15 protein-coding genes are annotated in these 17,563 nt (G+C 67.6%); 7 read left to right on the top strand and 8 right to left on the bottom strand.

Annotation, left to right across the window (positions count from 1 at the left end):
* The first annotated feature begins 145 nt into the window (after window positions 1-145).
* The gene (kynA, locus tag ACF8ME_RS27115; protein WP_034365327.1) at window positions 146-1,021 is read left to right on the top strand and encodes a tryptophan 2,3-dioxygenase; all 876 of its coding nucleotides are present in this window, start codon (window positions 146-148) and stop codon (window positions 1,019-1,021) included.
* A 91-nt stretch (window positions 1,022-1,112) separates the two neighbouring features.
* Window positions 1,113-2,414, top strand: coding sequence for a nitrate/nitrite transporter (locus ACF8ME_RS27110; protein ID WP_160853130.1), 1,302 nt, complete (start codon window positions 1,113-1,115; stop codon window positions 2,412-2,414).
* An 18-nt stretch (window positions 2,415-2,432) separates the two neighbouring features.
* On the opposite strand, the gene ACF8ME_RS27105 is transcribed toward ACF8ME_RS27110, so the two are convergent.
* The 3 genes from ACF8ME_RS27105 to ACF8ME_RS27095 all read right to left on the bottom strand — a co-directional run bounded on the left by ACF8ME_RS27105 (window position 2,433) and on the right by ACF8ME_RS27095 (window position 5,724).
* Window positions 2,433-3,641, bottom strand: a complete 1,209-nt coding sequence (locus tag ACF8ME_RS27105) for an FAD-dependent monooxygenase (protein WP_392419040.1) — start codon at window positions 3,639-3,641, stop codon at window positions 2,433-2,435.
* Between the two features lie 375 nt (window positions 3,642-4,016).
* Window positions 4,017-4,310: an H-NS histone family protein gene (locus ACF8ME_RS27100; RefSeq protein ID WP_016449004.1), complete on the bottom strand. Its 294-nt coding sequence runs from the start codon at window positions 4,308-4,310 to the stop codon at window positions 4,017-4,019.
* 100 nt (window positions 4,311-4,410) lie between these two features.
* Window positions 4,411-5,724 carry a hemolysin family protein gene (locus ACF8ME_RS27095; RefSeq protein WP_016449005.1) on the bottom strand — a complete coding sequence of 438 codons (1,314 nt, stop codon included), beginning with the start codon at window positions 5,722-5,724 and terminating at the stop codon, window positions 4,411-4,413.
* Window positions 5,725-5,748: 24 nt separating this feature from the next.
* On the opposite strand from ACF8ME_RS27095, the gene ACF8ME_RS27090 reads away from it, so the two are divergent.
* On the top strand, window positions 5,749-6,594 hold the full coding sequence (locus ACF8ME_RS27090; RefSeq protein ID WP_392419039.1) for a symmetrical bis(5'-nucleosyl)-tetraphosphatase: 846 nt from the start codon (window positions 5,749-5,751) through the stop codon (window positions 6,592-6,594).
* 78 nt (window positions 6,595-6,672) lie between these two features.
* Here ACF8ME_RS27090 and ACF8ME_RS27085 read toward each other — a convergent pair whose 3' ends face one another.
* The 3 genes from ACF8ME_RS27085 to ACF8ME_RS27075 all read right to left on the bottom strand — a co-directional run bounded on the left by ACF8ME_RS27085 (window position 6,673) and on the right by ACF8ME_RS27075 (window position 9,701).
* On the bottom strand, window positions 6,673-8,169 hold the full coding sequence (locus ACF8ME_RS27085; protein ID WP_016449007.1) for a DEAD/DEAH box helicase: 1,497 nt from the start codon (window positions 8,167-8,169) through the stop codon (window positions 6,673-6,675).
* 185 nt (window positions 8,170-8,354) lie between these two features.
* Window positions 8,355-9,236 (bottom strand): neutral zinc metallopeptidase, encoded by an 882-nt coding sequence (locus tag ACF8ME_RS27080; protein ID WP_016449008.1) that lies wholly within the window; start codon window positions 9,234-9,236, stop codon window positions 8,355-8,357.
* 108 nt (window positions 9,237-9,344) lie between these two features.
* Entirely contained in the window at window positions 9,345-9,701 is a 357-nt protein-coding gene (locus ACF8ME_RS27075; protein ID WP_392419037.1) for a hypothetical protein, read from the bottom strand.
* Window positions 9,702-9,802: 101 nt separating this feature from the next.
* On the opposite strand from ACF8ME_RS27075, the gene ACF8ME_RS27070 reads away from it, so the two are divergent.
* The 4 genes from ACF8ME_RS27070 (at window position 9,803) to nadB (ending at window position 15,308) form a co-directional block, all read left to right on the top strand.
* On the top strand, window positions 9,803-10,750 hold the full coding sequence (locus ACF8ME_RS27070) for a delta(1)-pyrroline-2-carboxylate reductase family protein (RefSeq protein ID WP_392419035.1): 948 nt from the start codon (window positions 9,803-9,805) through the stop codon (window positions 10,748-10,750).
* Between the two features lie 15 nt (window positions 10,751-10,765).
* Complete coding sequence (locus ACF8ME_RS27065; protein ID WP_392419034.1) at window positions 10,766-12,517, top strand: diguanylate cyclase; 1,752 nt, start codon at window positions 10,766-10,768, stop codon at window positions 12,515-12,517.
* 144 nt (window positions 12,518-12,661) lie between these two features.
* Window positions 12,662-13,795 carry a quinolinate synthase NadA gene (gene nadA, locus ACF8ME_RS27060; RefSeq protein WP_017405637.1) on the top strand — a complete coding sequence of 378 codons (1,134 nt, stop codon included), beginning with the start codon at window positions 12,662-12,664 and terminating at the stop codon, window positions 13,793-13,795.
* A 10-nt stretch (window positions 13,796-13,805) separates the two neighbouring features.
* Window positions 13,806-15,308 carry an L-aspartate oxidase gene (gene nadB, locus ACF8ME_RS27055; protein WP_047325879.1) on the top strand — a complete coding sequence of 501 codons (1,503 nt, stop codon included), beginning with the start codon at window positions 13,806-13,808 and terminating at the stop codon, window positions 15,306-15,308.
* Window positions 15,309-15,529: 221 nt separating this feature from the next.
* Here the strand turns inward: nadB and dcd are convergent, their stop codons facing one another.
* Together dcd and guaD are read right to left on the bottom strand one after the other, a co-directional pair.
* The gene (gene dcd, locus ACF8ME_RS27050; RefSeq protein WP_013803686.1) at window positions 15,530-16,102 is read right to left on the bottom strand and encodes a dCTP deaminase; all 573 of its coding nucleotides are present in this window, start codon (window positions 16,100-16,102) and stop codon (window positions 15,530-15,532) included.
* Window positions 16,103-16,170: 68 nt separating this feature from the next.
* Window positions 16,171-17,463 carry a guanine deaminase gene (guaD, locus tag ACF8ME_RS27045; RefSeq protein WP_392419033.1) on the bottom strand — a complete coding sequence of 431 codons (1,293 nt, stop codon included), beginning with the start codon at window positions 17,461-17,463 and terminating at the stop codon, window positions 16,171-16,173.
* Window positions 17,464-17,563 lie beyond the last annotated feature (100 nt).

Here is a 17,563-nt window from a genome sequence, read left to right as displayed (position 1 = left end):
ATGTCTTTCAGGATCATCGGATGCCCTACTCTACGCAGCCCGGCGCGTACGCGCATCCCGCTTCTTGCAACCCGCAGGATTGCTGCGCGGGATTCGGTTACGCTGCGCCCTGCATTTTCCGCATCGAGACTTGCGAGACTCCCACATGACCACCGAACACTCCGGCTGTCCCATGAACAGCCCCGGCCGCACCGAATCCATCGTCAAAGAGGAGCGCGCCCAGCTGGACTTCAGCCAGTCCATGAGCTATGGCGATTACCTGCACCTGGACCAGATCCTCACGGCCCAGCACCCGCTGTCGCCCGCGCATGACGAGATGCTGTTCATCATCCAGCACCAGACCAGCGAGCTGTGGATGAAGCTGATGCTGCACGAGGTCCGCGCCGCCACGGCCGCCATCGCAGGCGGCACGCGCGCCGACGCCTTCAAGATGCTGGCCCGCGTGAGCCGCATCATGGAACAACTGGTCAGCGCCTGGACCGTGCTGTCCACCATGACGCCGCCCGAGTACACGGCCATGCGTCCCTACCTGGCCAACTCCAGCGGCTTCCAGAGCTACCAGTACCGCTGCATCGAGTTCTCCCTGGGCAACAAGAATGCCGCCATGCTCCAGCCCCATGCCCACCGGCCCGATCTGCTGGCCCAGGTGGAGGCGGCATGGCGCTCGCCCTCGCTCTACGACGTGTCTCTGCAACTGCTGGCGCGCGAGGGCATCGAGGTGCCCGCCGACCGGCTGGAGCGCGACTGGACCCAGCCCTACGAGGCCAGCGAAGGCGTCAAGCAGGCCTGGATCACGGTCTACCGCGATCCCCACCAGCACTGGGACCTGTACCAGCTCGGCGAAAAGCTGGCCGACATCGAGGACGCCTTTCGCCTGTGGCGCTTCCGCCATCTGACCACGGTGGAGCGCGTCATCGGCTTCAAGCGCGGCACGGGCGGCACCGGCGGCGTCAGCTACCTGCGCAAGATGCTGGACGTGGTGCTGTTCCCCGAAATCTGGGCGCTGCGCACCGAGCTATAAGAACTGGCGGGCGCCACCGAAGGCAGACCGCTGCGGTGGCGACAGCGCGCATGCGCGCAAACGGGTAAGCTGCGGCGCCAGGAGAAATACCGTGTCCGCAGCGCCGCAACAGCCCCCACACAACAACACACACACAGAGGCTTCGCAGACCTCCACCGCAGCACCGCCGCCACGCAGCCAGCTGCTGTGGGCCATGCTGCTGGCCCTGCTCTCGGCCTTTGCGCTGAGCCAGGCCTTTCGCACCACGACCTCGGTCATGGCGACCGGCCTGCAGCAGGATTTCGGGCTTACGGCCCAGTCGCTGGGGGCCTTTGCGGGCCTGTTCGGACTGTCCTTCGGCGTGGCCCAGTTGCTCATGGGCATCGGCATGGATCTCTACGGCCTGCGCCGCACGGTGCTGCTGTCGTTTCCGCTGGCGATCGCGGGATCGGCACTGTCCGCCGCCGCACCCAATTACGGCTGGCTGATGGTGGGCCAGTTGCTGATCGGCGTGGGCTGCTCGCCGGCCTTCCTGGCCTGCACCATGTTCATCTCGCGCCACTTTCCCATGGACCGCTTCGCCTTTCTGTCGGGCGTGGGCATGGGCGTGGGCGGCTTGGGGCTGCTGTTCACAGGCACGCCGCTGGCCTGGCTGGTCCAGCATTTCGGCTGGCGCTCGGGCTTTGCGCTGCTGGCCGTGATGTCGGCCCTGTCGTGGCTGCTGATCTGGTGGCGCGTGCACGAGCCCGCCCGCCGCGGAGCACAGACCGCCGCACGGGAAAGCTGGGGCGTGGCGGCACGCCGCATGGCCGAGCTGTTCACGCTGCCGCACACGCTGGGTATCGTCCTGCTGGCCATGGCCTGCTATGCATCGTTTCTGGCGCTGCGCGGCCTGTGGCTGGGGCCGCTGCTCATCCATCGCTATGGTTTTTCGCTGGTGGAAAGCGGCAATGTGGCGCTGGTCGTATCGATGATCTCGCTGTTCAGCCCCGCGATTTTCGGGCGCATGGACCCCGGCCCAGGGCGGCGCCGGCGCTGGCTCACCAATTACTCGCTGCTCATGGGCAGCCTGTTCATGCTCATGGCCTTTTTGCACCATGGCTGGACCAATGTGGCGCTGATCTTCGCCATGGGCCTGCTGTCGGGCTATTCGGTGCTGCAGTACGCCGATGTGCGCGCCTCCTACCCGCCAGAGATGACCGGCCGCGCGCTGTCGCTGTTCACCATGGCCATGTTCCTGGGCGTGGCCCTGGTGCAATGGTTCACGGGCTGGGTGGCGGCCTGGGCCGAGGCCTGGGGCGTGGAGCCCTACAAGGCCGTGATGATCTCGATTGCAGCCACGCTGGTGGGAGCGTCGACCGCGTTCCGTTTCCTGCCCTCCTCGCCGCTGCTGCGCCAGGCATCCGCCGCCTAGCGGCCGGAGTCTGTGCCTCTACAAGGCGTTGGCGGCCGAGCCATCGCCACGGTACAGCCAGGGCAGATCCATCAGCCTGGAGCCCAGCAGGCGCAGCGACAGGTCACGCCCCCAGCGCACCGGACCCGTGGCATGGAAGATGCGACCATTGCGCTGCGAGCGCGCCTGCACGCGCGCATTGCGCTGCCAGCGATTGAGCGCGTAGCGGCGCAGGCGCATGTTCACATCCAGGTCATGCATGGACAGGGCGCGCTGCAGCTCCGCTGCATCTTCAATCGCCATGCCGGCGCCCTGGGCCAGATAGGGTCGCATGGGGTGGGCGGCGTCGCCCAGCAAGGCCACCACGCCGCGCGCCATCTGCGCGGCCGATTGCACGGGCGGGCGATCGCCCACCGGCCACAGCCGCCAGTCACCGCCAGCGGCAGGCACATGCTGGATCAGGTCCAGCAGATGCGGGCAACTGCCCTGCAGCACCCGCACCAGATCATCGAGATTGCCCGCGTGGTCCCAGTTCGCCAAGTCCTCGGGCGCCGGGCCCTGGACGATGACCACCAGGTTCTGCAGCTCGCCCCGGCGCACGGGGTACTGGATGGCATGCATGCGCGAGCCCAGCCAGGCCGTGACATCGGTGGCACGCAGCCGCTTGGGCAACTGGGCCTGGTGCACCAGGGCGCGGTAGGCCAGGTGCCCGGTGACACGCGGCGGGCCGTCGCCCAGCAGCTGCTGGCGCAGGACGCTGCGCACGCCGTCGGCGGCAACCAGGGCATCGCCTTCGATCAGCTTGCCGGCCTGGGTTCGCACGGTGACCACGCCGTCCGTTTCGGAAAAGCCTTCAATGGGCTGGCCCAGGTTCAGGTGCATGCCCGGATAAGTCTGAGCGGCTTCCCGCAGCAATTGCTGCAGATCGGCCCGGTGGATGGTGGCGTAGGCCGCGCCATAGCGTTGCACGGACTCGCTGCCCAAGGGCATATGCGCCAATTCCTGCCCGGTGACTGCGCTGCGCACGCGCAGGCTGCCCGGCAATGCCACCACCTGCTGCAGCGGTTTTTGCAGGCCCCAGGCCTGAAGCCGCCGCACGACATTCGGACCGATCTGGATTCCGGCGCCCACTTCACTGAGCGCGGGCGCCTGCTCGAAAAGACGCACTTCCCAACCCGCCCGCGACGCACCGATGGCGGCGGCCAGGCCACCAATGCCGCCGCCGGCAATCAACACCTGCTTGTTCATGCGCGTATTGTGCCCCTGCCTTCGCCCATGGTGGCTGGTGCCTGGATATTCAAGTCGGCCACCACTGAAGAAAATCAAAAAATCATCGGATTTGTCTGAAACACGCATGCATCCGCCATGCGTTGAGACGCCAAGACCCGGAAACACACACCTCGCATGCTCCAAACTGCCGCAAGGTGCATCACTGGCACCGTGCATTTTGCGTTACCGTCAGGAATCGACCCTGGCATCGCCACCGCGCAATGTCCGTGCACAGGCCCACGCTTTGCACAGCGCATGATAGTCATTCTCAACCGAGTCAATTTTTGACAAATGGCCGTGCCAATGAAAAAAGCCCGCACAAGGCGGGCTCTTTCAACATGCGCGAAGGGAAAATCAGATGACGAACTTTTCGCGGTCCTGATTCTGAATCCACTTCGGCGGCTTGCCGCGTCCGGTCCAGGTCTGGCCAGTGGCGGGATCACGGTACTTGGGCGCCACCTTGGTGCCCGTTGCACCCGCATTGCCGCGACCACGAGCCGAAGGAAAGACGTCATCCGCAGTCAGGCCATATTCGGCAATCAAATTGCGAACCTTGCCCACGGCGTCAGACAGTTCACGCTTGCGCGCTTCCTGGATCTGTTGCTCCAGTTCCTGTCGCTGCTTCAGCAATTCCTTGTAAGAGCTCATGGTGTGCGCCTTGAAAGTTGTTTAAGAGCTTTCATTATAAAAACATAATCGCCCTACAGGGCAAGACGCATGTAAGCAAAATCCACAATATCGCAGTTGCCTATTGCAGCGAGGAGCCTTCGGATAATTCCGAAATGGCAAGCACCTTGTCAATGCGTTTGCCATCGAGATCAATCACCTCGAAGATCCAGCCCGCGCAGCTGATCCGCTCTCCCAGAACCGGCAAATGACCGCTTTCCGCCATGAGAAGGCCGGCAACGGTGTTGTATCGGCCACGGTGCTCATCGGGCAGGTCACGAATATCGAGGCGCGCCTTCAGCTCCGATATGGGCATCAGCCCGTCCAATAACCAGGAGCCATCCCCACGCTGCATGGCCCATGCTTCCGTTTCGGTCACAGGCTGTAACTCGCCGGTAATCGCCTCCAGCAAATCGCGCGGCGTCATGATGCCCTGCACCACGCCATATTCATCCACCACGAACACCATGCGCCCGGATCGGGCACGCAATTGCTCCAGCAGTTCCATGGCGCTGAGCGTCTCGGGCAGGAACGAGGCCGGCAGCACATGCTCGTAGAGCGTGGAGCCCGCCGCATCGGGACCCAATGCCAGCAGGCGCGCCACGCTGATGATGCCGACCACGTCATCAAGGGAATTGCGGCACACCGGATACCAGGAATGGCCGCCCTTTGCGTGGTCATCGGCCGAGGCCTGCAATGCCTCGGTGACGGTCATGTCGGCATCCAGCCATTGCACATCGCCGCGCGGCACCATGATCGACGTCAGCGAGCGGTCATCGAGATGGAAGACGTTCTGCACCATCTGGTGTTCGCTGGCCTCGATGACGCCGGCATCGCGGCCCTCGGCAAGGCTGGCCGCGATCTCCTCCTCGGTCACGGAGCGTGCCGCCGATTCATTGATGCGCAGCAAGGTCAGCATGGCGCGGGTGGAGAAGGCCAGCAGCCGCACAAAAGGCTTGGCTGCCGACGCCACCCACGTCATGGGCCGCGAGACCACGATGGCCACGGTTTCGGGATAGAGCTGGCCGATGCGCTTGGGCACCAGCTCGCCGAAAACGATGGTGACGAAGGTGATCACGGTCACGACGACTGCCGTTGCCGAAATGCTGGCTGCGCGCTCTGGAACGCCCAGGCCCAGCAGCCATGCGGCCAGTCCGTCGCTGAAGGCCGCCTCACCCAGGATACCGTTGAGCAGGCCGATGGAGGTGATGCCCACCTGCACCGAAGAAAGAAATTGCGTGGGGTTGTCGAGCAAGGCCAGTGCCGCCACCGCCCCCTTGTCGCCAGTTTCAGCCAGTGCCACCAACCGAGCCTTGCGGCTGGAGGCCAGTGCCAATTCGGACATTGCAAACACCCCATTGAGCAGCGTAAGCAACGCGATCAGCAGAAAATCCATGGTTCGTATATCAGAAAGAAGACCATGGCACTTTACTGTATCGGTGATATCCAGGGATGCCACGACGCCTTTGAGCGCCTGCTGCAACGCGTGGATTTCTCCGCCAGCCGCGATACCTTGTACATCCTCGGCGACCTGGTGAATCGCGGCCCGGCATCGGACAAGGTACTGCGCACCTGCATGGCCGCCGGCGACTCCATGCGCGCCCTGCTGGGCAACCATGACCTGCACCTGCTGGCCGCCGCCCACGGCGTGCGCCGCAACAGCCGCCGCGACACCTTGGCCCAGGTGCTGCAAGCGCCCGATCGTGACCAGCTGCTGGGCTGGCTGCGACAGCAGCCGCTGGCGCGCAGCCACCGCACGGTGCATGGCGATGAGCTGCTGATGGTCCACGCAGGCGTGCTGCCGCAGTGGACCGCCCAGGAAGTGATGGACCTTGCAGGCGAGGTGCACACGGTACTTCGCAGCGCGCAATTGCCGGATTTCCTGCAAGCCATGTACGGCAACCAGCCCGATCGCTGGTCGCCGGATCTGCAGGGCTGGGAACGGCTGCGTGTCATCGTCAACGCGCTGACCCGGCTGCGTTTTTGCAGCGCTCAGGGGGTCATGGATTTCGACAGCACGGAGTCGGCAGAGCAGGCGGCGCCAGGACTCATGCCCTGGTTCGATGTGCCGGGCCGCGCCACGGCGGGCGTGCCCATTGCCTTTGGCCACTGGTCCACGCTGGGCCATATCAACCGGCCCGATCTGGTGGCGCTGGACACGGGCTGCGTCTGGGGTGGCTGCCTGAGCATGATGCGCTTCGGCAACCATCTGGCGGACAGGGAGCTGATCCAGGTGGATTGCCCGCAGGCCCAGGCCCCAGGCTGATCGGGAGCAGCCCGTGCACCCATGAAAAAACGCCTGCAAAGCAGGCGTTATTCGGGAAGCAGGCCGCGTGTGCGGCGCTCAGACCTCGGAGGTGGCGACGGGCGCGGCGGGCGCGACCGGCGCCTTGAACAGCGCCGCCAGCTTGCGCTTGGGCTTGATGTTGCCGCCGGCCTTGGGCGCAGCGCGCTGGCTTTCCCAGTTGGCGTCGGCGCTGGCCGAAGGCTCATAGGGCTTGTCGAAGAAGGGGTCGGAATGCGCCGGGCGCTGGGCCATGCGCGAGCCGCGATGGCCGAAGCCCGTGCTGCCCCGTGCTGCATCGGCACCGCGATCGCCACGCTCGCCGCCGCGATCCCGTTCACGACCGTACCCGCCGCCAGCGCCTTGGCGCGGCAGCTCGTCGAAACGGTGACCACGCGGTGCGCTGCCGCGGAAATCTTCCATGGGGCAGGTTTCGACGTTGATCTTCTTCTTGATGAGCTTCTCGATCTCGCCCACCAGGCGCGCATCGTGGCTGGTCACCAGGGTCACGGCAATGCCGGAGGCGCCTGCGCGGCCCGTGCGGCCGATGCGGTGCACATAGTCTTCGGCGTTGAAGGGCACGTCGTAGTTGAAGACGGCCGGCACGTCCTTGATGTCCAGGCCGCGGGCCGCGACATCGGTACACACCAGCAGATCGACCTCGCCGCGCTTGAAGGCTTCAAGCGCCTTCAGGCGCTCGTCCTGGCTCTTGTCGCCGTGCAGCGCCGTTGCGCGCAAACCGTCGCGCTCCAGCGCCCGCGTCAGGCGGGCGCAGCCCAGCTTGCTGTTGGAAAAGACGAAGGCCTGGCGGATCTCGCGCTGCTTGAGCAGCGAACGCAGCGCATAGCGCTTGTCGTCGTCGCTGACGCTGTAGAAGCGCTGCTCCACCGTGGACGCCGTCTCGTTGGGACGGGCCACTTCGATGGTGACGGGGTCTTGCAGGTAGCTGCCGGCCAGGCGCTTGATCTCGGGCGAGAAGGTGGCGCTGAACAGCAAGGTGGTGCGTGTCTTGGGCAGATGGGACAGGATGCGCTGCAGGTCGGGCAGGAAGCCGATGTCCAGCATGCGGTCCGCCTCGTCGAGCACCACGTACTCGACCTGGTTGAGCACCACGTTCTTGGCTTCGATATGGTCAAGCAGCCGGCCCGGCGTGGCCACCAGCACCTCGACGCCCTTTTTCAGTTCCAGCGTCTGCGGTTTCATGTCCATGCCGCCGAACACCACGGTGCTGCGCAGCTTGGTGTACTTGGCGTACTGGGCGATCTGCTGAGCCACCTGGTCCGCCAGTTCGCGCGTGGGCAAAAGCACCAACGCCCGCACGGGGTGCCGTGCAGGCGAAGCGGAGGCATTTTCGTGGCGCATCAGCCGCTGCAGCAACGGCAGCGAGAACGCTGCCGTCTTGCCCGTGCCGGTCTGGGCTGCGCCCATGACATCCTTGCCGGTCAGAACAACCGGAATGGCCTGCGCCTGGATGGGCGTCATGGACTCGTAGCCCATGTCGGCCACGGCGCGCGCCAGGGACTCGGCCAGTTGGAGATTGGAGAAAGAGCTTGTCATTGAGGACGCTATTGTCGCACCTAGCGCGATTTGTGCGTTGCAATAACGCCAATTGGCACCTGGACAAGCATGGCGTTGCGTGAGCGCAACCCGCAAAAACCCGGTACGAGGGCCCGCTATGCGGGCATTTTTTCATCGCCGGGCCGCCGCCTCGAGATGGGAAAGCGCCCCTCGGGGGGCATTTTTCAAAGCGAAGCGGCCGAGAAAGTGTCGCAGGACTTGACGCTGCCGGTGCGCAGACCGGTGCTGAACCAGCGCTGGCGCTGGGCACTGGTGCCATGCGTGAAACTGTCGGGCACGACGGCGCCGCCACCGGCGCGCTGCAGGGCGTCGTCGCCGATCTTGGAAGCGGCATTCATGGCCGACTCCACATCGCCCTGCTCCAGGATCTGGCGTGCGCTTTGCGCGCGGTTCGCCCAGACGCCGGCCAGGCAATCGGCCTGCAGCTCCAGCTTGACCGACAGATGGTTGTATTCGACCTTGCTGACGCGGCCCCGCGCACGGTCCACCTGGGCGCTGATGCCCAGCAGGTTCTGCACGTGGTGGCCCACCTCGTGGGCAATCACATAGGCCTGGGCGAAATCGCCGGGCGCGCCCAGCTGGTTCTTGAGCGTCTCGTAGAAGCCCAGGTCGATATAGACCTTCTGGTCGGCAGGGCAGTAGAACGGCCCCATGGCGGACTGCCCCGTGCCGCAGGCCGTGGGCGTGGCGCCGCGGAACAGCACGAGCTTGGGATCGGCATATTGGGCGCCGCCCTGGCGGAACACCTCGCGCCACACATCCTCGGTATCGGCCAGCACGGTGGAGACGAAGCGGGCGAGCTGGTCGTCGGCCGGCGGCTTGTGGGCCGGCCCCTGGGGCTGCTGCACCTGCACCGGCGCGCCGCCGCTGAGCGCCCCCAGGATGGTCAGCGGATTGATGCCCAGCACCCAGCCACCGACCAGGGCAATGACGATGGTGCCGATGCCGATGCTGCGCCCGCCAAAGACGGGACCACCACCGCCACCACCACCGTCATCACGGCGGTCCTCCACATTGTCCGACTCGCGGTTGCCTTCCCATCTCATGGTGTTCGCTCCTGGATCTGTGCTGCGGCCTGCAGCATCGGGCGGCGATATTACGTCGGAACCTGCGGGGCCGCAGCGTCCGCAGTCCCGGCAATGATACGGCGTGTATCAGCGCACAGGCTGCACCGCCATGGGGGCTGTGACGGGCGGCGCCTGGCTGCGCAGTACCTGCTCGCGCGCCACCAGCACCATGCCGGCCAGCAGCGCGGCGACGATGCACAGGCCGACGACGACCGCCAGGCCCAGCCCCCATCCGCCGCGCCTGCGCCGCTCGCGTGCAGGCTCGCCGGGCCTGCGGGGCGCAGGTGCCTGTTCGCTGGGAGGCTCCTCGCGCTGCCACGGTTCGGGCGCGGGCCCGCGCCGCTGCTGCTCGTAGCGCGGGGCCGATTCCTTGCGGGTAGCTTCGGGCCGCGCCGAACCGTCCCAGCTGGGCTCCTCGCGCGGATAAGAAGGCTTTTGTGACATAGGCGACATCGTAGTGCCTGCGCAGGCCCGCGCGGGCCTGGGTGCACCACCGGACACATCGCGCATTGGCCTGCGCGCGCCTACTGTGTACAGTCGCGGCCATGAGCCATTCCAGCACGCACTCCTCCGCCGCCCTAGACGCGCAGGCCACGGCCGCCCTGCTGCCCTGGAAGGAGCTGGCCGAAGAGATCGCGGCTGTACTGCTGCAGCCCCGGGCAGTGCAGGTGCCGCCGCGCATCGTGATGCCGCTGCCCGCAGGAGGCAGCCTGTTTTGCATGCCCGCCACCGATGGGCAGGTGGCCATGACCAAGCTGATCAGCCTCACGCCCGGCAATGCCGGCACGCCGCGCGCCACCATCCAGGGCGATGTGGTGGTCTTCGATGTGGCCACGGGCGAGCGCCGCCTGATCCTGGACGGCCCCACGGTCACGGCGCGGCGCACGGCCGCCGTATCGCTGCTGGCCGCGCAAAGGCTGGCTCCCAATCCGCAGGGCCCGCTGCTGATCGTGGGCGCCGGCGTGCAGGGCCTGGCCCATATGCAGGCCTTTGCAGCAGGCCTGGGCGTGCGCGAGGTCCAGGTGGCATCGCGCAGCGCCGAAAGCGCCCAGTCACTGGTCAGCCAGGCGCATGCGATGGGCCTGCAGGCCACTGCCGTGCAGGATCTGGAGGCCGCCGCGCGCCATTGCCCGCTGATCGTGACCTGCACGCCGGCCCGCGCCGTGGTGCTGCATGCAGCCCCGCGCGCCGATGCCTTTGTATCGGCCGTGGGCGCCTTCACGCCGCAGATGGTGGAGCTGGCGCCCAGCCTGTGCCTGGACCTTGCGCAGGCGGGCCGCGTCGTCGTCGATACCGCAGATGCGCTGCACGAAGCCGGTGATCTGCTGCAGGCGGGCATGGACGTGGCCGCCCTGCCCACGCTGGAGCAGGTGGTGCGCGAGCAATGGCTGCGCCCGCAGGTGCCGGTGCTGTTCAAATCCTGCGGATGGGGGGGCTGGGACCTTGCGGCCACCCGCCTGGCAATGCGCCGGGCTGCGCTTCAGAACAGTTGACGACGGATTTCTGCGTTGAACGAGCTTTCTCCCCCGGATTCCCCCGCCCCGCCCCCAAGCACCGAGCCCGGCCGCTGGCAGCGCCTGGGCCTGCGCACGCAACTGGCCCTGGTCTTCGGCTCGCTGCTGGTGGGCGTGACGGTGCTGATGTCGCTGGCCTTCGGCGAACTGCTGCGCTGGCGCATGGAGCGCGAGGTCAGCGCCTCGCTGCATGCCATGGCCTCCAACGCGGCGCGGCAGTTGTCTGAAGGGCTGTTCAGCCGTGCCCATACCGTGGAGGTGCTGGCCGCTTCGCCGGAGCTGTGGGTGCAAGGGCTGGATTCCCCGGGCGTGGGAGCGCTGCTCAACCGCGCCCGTTCGCTGACGCCGTCCAACCTCTGGATAGGCGTGGCCGACGCCGAAGGCACGGTGCGCAGCGCCACCGACCAGTTGCTGGTGGGCCACGATGTCAGCGACCGGCCCTGGTTCGAGCCGGGGCTGCAGCGCGTGCATGTGGGCGACGTGCGTGCCTCCTCGCCGCGCATGGCCGCGCTGCTTGCGCCCCCGGCCGACGGCGCGCCGCGCCGGTTCATGGACTTTGCAGCGCCCATCCGCGTGGGCGGACTCACGCAGGGCGTGCTGTGCATGCACAGCAGCTGGGAATGGGTGCGAGAGACCATGCAGACCTTGCAGCAGGCCGACAGCGGGGATCGCCAGATCGGCCTCTTCATCTTTGACCGCCACGGCAAGATCATCCACGCCCCGGGCGACAGCCTGGAGCCGCTGCAGGCGCTGGACCAGCGCCTGCCGGTGGCCCATACCGTGTCTGCCGATACGGCCGATGCCACGCTGCTGCCCGTGCAGGTGGCGCGCTGGCAGGACAGCCCGCAGAGCTTTCTGACAGCCACCGTGCCGCTGCAGGCCCACAACCGGGCAACCGCCATGGGCTGGCACATCGTGGCCCGGCAGCCGCATGACAGCGCCTACGCGCCCGCGCGCCAGGCCATGCACCAGGTGCTGGCCGGCGGCCTGGCGGCGGCGCTGGTGGCCGCCGTCATCGCCTGGCTGGTGGCACGAAGGCTCAGCCAGGACCTCAAGCGCCTGGCCCGCGCGGCCAACGGCATCGATGGCAGCGGCGCGGCGCCGGACATTCCGCAGCTGCACAGCAGCCGCGAAGTGCACCGCCTCTCGCAGGCGCTGCGCGGCAGCATTGCCCAGCTGCGCTCGGCCAACGAGGCCATGGAGCGCCAGGTGCGCGAGCGCACCCTGCAGCTGCAGCAGGCCAATGCCGAGCTGGAGCACCAGGCGCGCAGCGATCCGCTCACGGGCCTGCTCAACCGCCGGGGCTTCGATTTCCAGCTGGACTTCGCCATGGCGCTGGCGCGCCGCAGCGGCCGCCCCTTGAGCGTGCTCGTCATCGACGTGGACCACTTCAAGCGCATCAACGACCAGCATGGCCATGACATGGGCGACGCCGTGCTGCGCACCCTGGCGCGCGCCTTCCGCATGCGGCTGCGCGAGTCCGACGTGCTGGCCCGCATGGGGGGCGAGGAATTCCTGGCCCTGCTGCCCGACACCACGGCCGACGCGGCCGTGGCCATTGCAGAGCAACTGCGCGAACTGCTGGCCTCCACGCCCATGGCCCACGGCGAGCCCGTCACCGCCAGCGTGGGCGTGGCCACGCTGCGCGGCACCACGGACACGGCCGCCGCCATGCTGCGCCGTGGCGACGAAGCGCTGTACGAGGCCAAGGGCGCAGGCCGCAACAACGTGCAGCTTCAGCGCTGAGACGGCCCAGCGCCGCTTTCTGCCCCCTCGGCTTGCCGCCTGCCGCAAAACACCAGTGCGGGAAAAAACATCACACTAATACTCAAATTGAGCATATTATTCGCAGCCATCACCAGACCTTTTCCACAGTCCCGGACGGCCACCATGCAGCTCAAATCCGTGCAGTACGACAAGCCCCATTTCTCCCACGCCGGCCAGTGCGGCATCGGCGAGGCCTGGGCCCGCATTCCCCCTGAACTGGACCGCGCCCAGCGCCTTCGGACCACCGAGCGCATACGCGCCCTGCTGCACGAGCGCGATGCCGTGCTCGTGGCCCACTACTACGTGGATGGCGAACTGCAGGACCTGGCGCGCGAGACCGGCGGCTGCGTGGGCGATTCGCTGGAGATGGCGCGCTTCGGCGCCCAGCACCAGGCCAGCACCCTGGTCGTGGCCGGCGTGCGCTTCATGGGAGAGACCGCCAAGATCCTCAGCCCGGAAAAGCGCGTGCTCATGCCCGACGACGACGCCAGCTGCTCGCTGGACCTGGGCTGCCCGGCAGACGAGTTCAGCGCCTTTTGCGACGCCCATCCCGACCGCACGGTCGTGGTCTACGCCAATACCAGCGCGGCGGTGAAGGCGCGCGCCGACTGGGTGGTCACATCGTCGGTGGGACAGGACATCGTGGCCCACCTGCACGCCTGCGGCGAGAAGATCCTCTGGGCGCCCGACCGCCACCTGGGCGCCCACATCCAGCGCCAGACCGGCGCCGACATGCTGCTGTGGCATGGCTCCTGCCTGGTCCATGACGAGTTCAAGGCCGACGAACTGGCCGCCATGGCACTGGAGTATCCGCAGGCCGCCATCCTCGTGCACCCCGAGTCGCCGGCCGCCGTGGCCGCCCAGGCGGACGTGGTGGGCTCCACCACCCAGCTCATCAACGCGGCAGGCCGGCTTCCCACCGACACCTTCATCGTCGCCACCGACCAGGGCATCCTGCACGACATGCGCATGCGCTACCCGGGCAAGACCTTCCTGCCCGCGCCCACGGCCGGCCAGGGCGCCACCTGCAAGAGCTGCGCGATGTGCCCGTGGATGGCGATGAACAGCCTGCAGGGCGTGGAGCTGGCCCTGGAGCAGGGCCTGTGCGCCATCGAGGTGGACCCCGCCATTGCCCAGGCCGCGCGCCGGCCCATCGAACGCATGCTGGCTTTCGCGGCCGGCCACCGCCAGCCCGTGCGCGCCAGCGGCGACCTTGCGCGCGATGCGGCGCTCTTCCAGCATTTCGGTCCCGCCTGAGGACAGCGCCATGACACAGCCTTGCACAGACGTACTCATCATCGGCGCCGGCCTGGCCGGCATGGCCGCCGCCCTGTCGCTGCCGCCGCATCTGCGCGTGGCCCTGCTCAGCAAGGGCGCGGCCGAGGAATGCGCCAGCGCCTGGGCCCAGGGCGGCATTGCCGCCGTGCTGGATGCACAGGACAGCATCGACGAACACGTGGCGGACACCCTGGTCGCGGGCGCAGGCCAGTGCGATGCGCAGGCCGTGCGCGCCATCCTCGAGCAGGCTCCCGACGCCATCGATTGGCTGGTGGCCCACGGCGTGCCTTTCACGCGTGACGACAGCGGTGGCCTGCACCTCACGCGCGAGGGCGGCCACGGCCGCCGCCGCATCGTGCATGCCGCCGACTGCACCGGCCAGGCCGTGCACGCCGCCCTGCTGCGCGCCTGCCGGGAGCGCGCGAACATCGATTTGCATGAACACACCAGCGCGCTGGACCTGCTGACCGAAGGACAGCCTGCGCACTGCACAGGCGCGCTGGTGCGCCTGCCCGATGGCCGCCAGCAGCGCTGGCATGCCGCGCATACCGTGCTGGCCACGGGCGGGCTGGGGCAGGTCTATCCAGCCACCACCAACCCGGCCACCGCCACGGGCGATGGCGTGGCCATGGCCTGGCGCGCGGGCTGCCGCGTAGGCGACCTGGAGTTCATGCAGTTCCATCCCACGGCCCTGCAGGTGGGCGGCCGCGCGGCCGGCCTGGTCTCCGAGGCATTGCGTGGCGAAGGCGCCCTGCTGCGCCTGCCGGACGGCACGCGCTTCATGCCTGCCCATGACGAGCGGGCCGAACTGGCGCCGCGCGACATCGTGGCCCGGGCCATCCGGCACGAGATGGACCGCCATGGCCTGGCCTTCGTGCACCTGGACATCAGCCACAGGCCCCGCGCCTGGCTGCAGTCGCATTTCCCGGGCGTGATGGCCCTGTGCGCCAGCCATGGCATCGACATTGCGACGCAGCCGATTCCCGTGGCCCCCTGCGCCCACTACGCCTGCGGCGGCGTGCTGGCCGATATCGACGGGCGCACGGATGTCGATGGCCTGCGCGCCATCGGCGAGGTGGCGCGCACCGGACTGCACGGCGCCAACCGGCTGGCCAGCAATTCGCTGCTCGAATGCGTGGTGATGGGCCGCGCGGCCGCCCGGGCCATCGCGCAGCAACCGGCTGCTGCCCTGGCGCTGGCCCGGCCGACCGAAACCCTGCAGGCCGGCGCACAGGAGCAGGACACGGCCGCCGTCGCGCAGGAGTTGCGCCAGCTCATGCAGGACTGCGTGGGCATACAGCGCAGCGACCAGGGCCTGGCACAGGCCGTGCAGCGCATTGCGGCATGGCGGGAAAGGCTGGCACCTGCCGCAGGCCATGCGCTGCGCAACCAGCTCGATGTCTGCTGGCTCATGGCCACGGCCGCCGCCGCACGGCGCGAGAGCTGCGGCGCGCATTCGCGCATCGACGCCGCCCCGGCGCTGGTGGAATGAAGAATGACCCCCACGCTCCCCTTGCTGCGCAAGGTCCGCTGCCCCCCAAGGGGGCCGCTTTTCATCTTGGGGCGGCCCGGCGATGAAGAATGACCCCCACGCTACCCTTGCTGCGCAAGGTCCGCTGCCCCCCGAGGGAGCTGCTTTTCATCTTGGGGCGGCCCGGCGATGAAAAAGGCCCGCAGCTTTCGCTGCGGGCCTTGTCTGCCGGGCCAAAGCCGTCAGGCCTTGGGAAGCGTCACGCCCACCTGGCCCTGGTACTTGCCGCCACGGTCGCGGTAGCTGACCTCGCAGACATCGTCGGGATCGCTCTCGAAGAACAGCACCTGGGCGCAGCCCTCGCCGGCGTAGATGCGGGCGGGCAGCGGCGTGGTGTTGGAGAACTCCAGCGTCACATAGCCTTCCCATTCGGGCTCGAAGGGCGTGACGTTGACGATGATGCCGCAGCGCGCGTAGGTGCTCTTGCCCAGGCAGATGGTCAGCACATTGCGCGGGATGCGGAAGTACTCGACCGTGCGCGCCAGCGCGAAGCTGTTGGGCGGGATGATGCAGCTGTCGCCCTCGAAATCGACGAAGCTCTTTTCATCGAAGTTCTTGGGGTCCACCACGGTGCTGTGGATGTTGGTGAACACCTTGAATTCGGGTGCGCAGCGGATGTCGTAGCCATAGCTGCTGGTGCCGTAGCTGATGATCTTGCGGCCATCGACGTTGCGAACCTGGGCCGGCTCGAAAGGCTCGATCATGCCGTGATCCTCGGCCATGCGACGGATCCACTTGTCGCTCTTGATGCTCATGGCAATTCCTCGTTCCCTAGCTGTCCTTGTCAGGCGCCAGCACCCGGCCGGGCACTGGCGCAAAGGCGCTATTTTGCTTGAGAAACGACGGTGCGCTCTATCAGGCGGTCATCGCCCAGGATGATCATGGCGAACAGCAGCTCGTCCAAGCTCTCGGCCTGGCGGGTCTTGCGCTCGAGCAGCGGCGTGCAGGCCGGGTTGATGACCACGAAGTCGGCCTCGCAGCCCGGCTGCAGATTGCCCACCTGGCCGGCCAGCCCCAACGCGCGCGCCGCGCCCGCCGTGTGCTGCCACCACAGGTTGCCGGGCGACAGGCTCAGGCCCTGCTTGGTCTGGCCCTCGCGGCCCGCCACGTAGGCGGCCTGCATGGTGCGGAAGGGGCTGAAGCTCATGCCGCCGCCCACGTCGCTGGCAAGGCCGTAGAGGAACTGCGCGGCGTCGGCCCGCGCAAAGTCGAAGAAGCCGCTGCCCAGGAACAGGTTGCTGGTGGGGCTCACGGCGGCGGCGGTGCTGCGTTCACGCATCAGTGCGCGGTCTTCATCGTCCAGGTGGATGCAGTGCGCGTAGACGGCGCGCTCGCGCATCAGGCCGAAGTCGTCGTAGACCGACAGATAGCTGCGGGCCTTCGGAAAGAGTTCGGCCACCCAGCGCACCTCGTCCAGGTTCTCGGCCACATGGGACTGGATCCAGACATCGGCGTAGCGGGCGGCCAGCTCGCCCGCGCCGCGCAGCTGCTCATGCGTGCTGGTGGGGGCAAAGCGCGGCGTGATCGCGTAGCCCAGGCGGTCCACGCCATGCCAGCGCTGGATCAGGTTTTCGGTGTCGATCAGGCTTTGTTCGGTCTGGTCGCGCACGCCGTCGGGACTGTGGCGGTCCTGCAGGACCTTGCCCGTGATCATGCGCATGCCGTGGGCCTGCGACGCGCCCATGAGCGCATCGACCGACCCCGGGTGCGAGGTGGCAAAGGCCAGCGCCGTGGTCACGCCGTTGCGCTGCAGCTCGTCCAGGAAGAACTCGGCCACGCTGTCGGCATGCGCGCGTTCGCAGAAGGCCGACTCATGAGGGAAGGTGTATTTCTCCAGCCAGGGCAGCAGGCCTGCGGCAGGCGCGCCGATCACATCGGTCTGCGGATAGTGGATGTGCAGGTCGATGAAGCCCGGCGCCAGGATGCGGCCCGGCAGATGGGTGACTTCGGCGCCCGGCTGTCCGGTGAACTGCGCCTGCAGCGCCTGCCAGCTGCCGGCGGCGACGACGCGCTGCTGCCCCCTGTCATCCGGGGCGACGGCCAGCAGGCCGTCTTCGTCGTAGAGCGCCTGGCCATCGTCGGCAAAACGCAGCAATGAGGAACGGTAGATTTGCATGCCGCCAAGCTTAGCGGGCGGACAGGCAGATGCCATATCCGCAGCGCTATAGGCGCCATCGGCAGGCGCCACCCTAGGGTTTACGCCAGGGCGGCAGCCA

This window comes from Delftia sp. WSY_7, assembly GCF_043104845.1.
GTDB classification, from domain to species: Bacteria; Pseudomonadota; Gammaproteobacteria; order Burkholderiales; family Burkholderiaceae_C; genus Comamonas; species Comamonas tsuruhatensis.
This window is presented reverse-complemented; position numbering and strand designations above follow the sequence as displayed.

Bases quoted from the DNA above. Each gene is read 5' to 3' on its own strand.
- kynA (WP_034365327.1), top strand. From the start codon at position 146: ATGACCACCGAACACTCCGGCTGTCCCATGAACAGCCCCGGCCGCACC.
- ACF8ME_RS27105 (WP_392419040.1), bottom strand. From the start codon at position 3,641: ATGAACAAGCAGGTGTTGATTGCCGGCGGCGGCATTGGTGGCCTGGCC.
- ACF8ME_RS27100 (WP_016449004.1), bottom strand. From the start codon at position 4,310: ATGAGCTCTTACAAGGAATTGCTGAAGCAGCGACAGGAACTGGAGCAA.
- ACF8ME_RS27095 (WP_016449005.1), bottom strand. From the start codon at position 5,724: ATGGATTTTCTGCTGATCGCGTTGCTTACGCTGCTCAATGGGGTGTTT.
- ACF8ME_RS27090 (WP_392419039.1), top strand. From the start codon at position 5,749: ATGGCACTTTACTGTATCGGTGATATCCAGGGATGCCACGACGCCTTT.
- ACF8ME_RS27085 (WP_016449007.1), bottom strand. From the start codon at position 8,169: ATGACAAGCTCTTTCTCCAATCTCCAACTGGCCGAGTCCCTGGCGCGC.
- ACF8ME_RS27080 (WP_016449008.1), bottom strand. From the start codon at position 9,236: ATGAGATGGGAAGGCAACCGCGAGTCGGACAATGTGGAGGACCGCCGT.
- ACF8ME_RS27075 (WP_392419037.1), bottom strand. From the start codon at position 9,701: ATGTCACAAAAGCCTTCTTATCCGCGCGAGGAGCCCAGCTGGGACGGT.
- ACF8ME_RS27070 (WP_392419035.1), top strand. From the start codon at position 9,803: ATGAGCCATTCCAGCACGCACTCCTCCGCCGCCCTAGACGCGCAGGCC.
- nadA (WP_017405637.1), top strand. From the start codon at position 12,662: ATGCAGCTCAAATCCGTGCAGTACGACAAGCCCCATTTCTCCCACGCC.
- nadB (WP_047325879.1), top strand. From the start codon at position 13,806: ATGACACAGCCTTGCACAGACGTACTCATCATCGGCGCCGGCCTGGCC.
- dcd (WP_013803686.1), bottom strand. From the start codon at position 16,102: ATGAGCATCAAGAGCGACAAGTGGATCCGTCGCATGGCCGAGGATCAC.
- guaD (WP_392419033.1), bottom strand. From the start codon at position 17,463: ATGCAAATCTACCGTTCCTCATTGCTGCGTTTTGCCGACGATGGCCAG.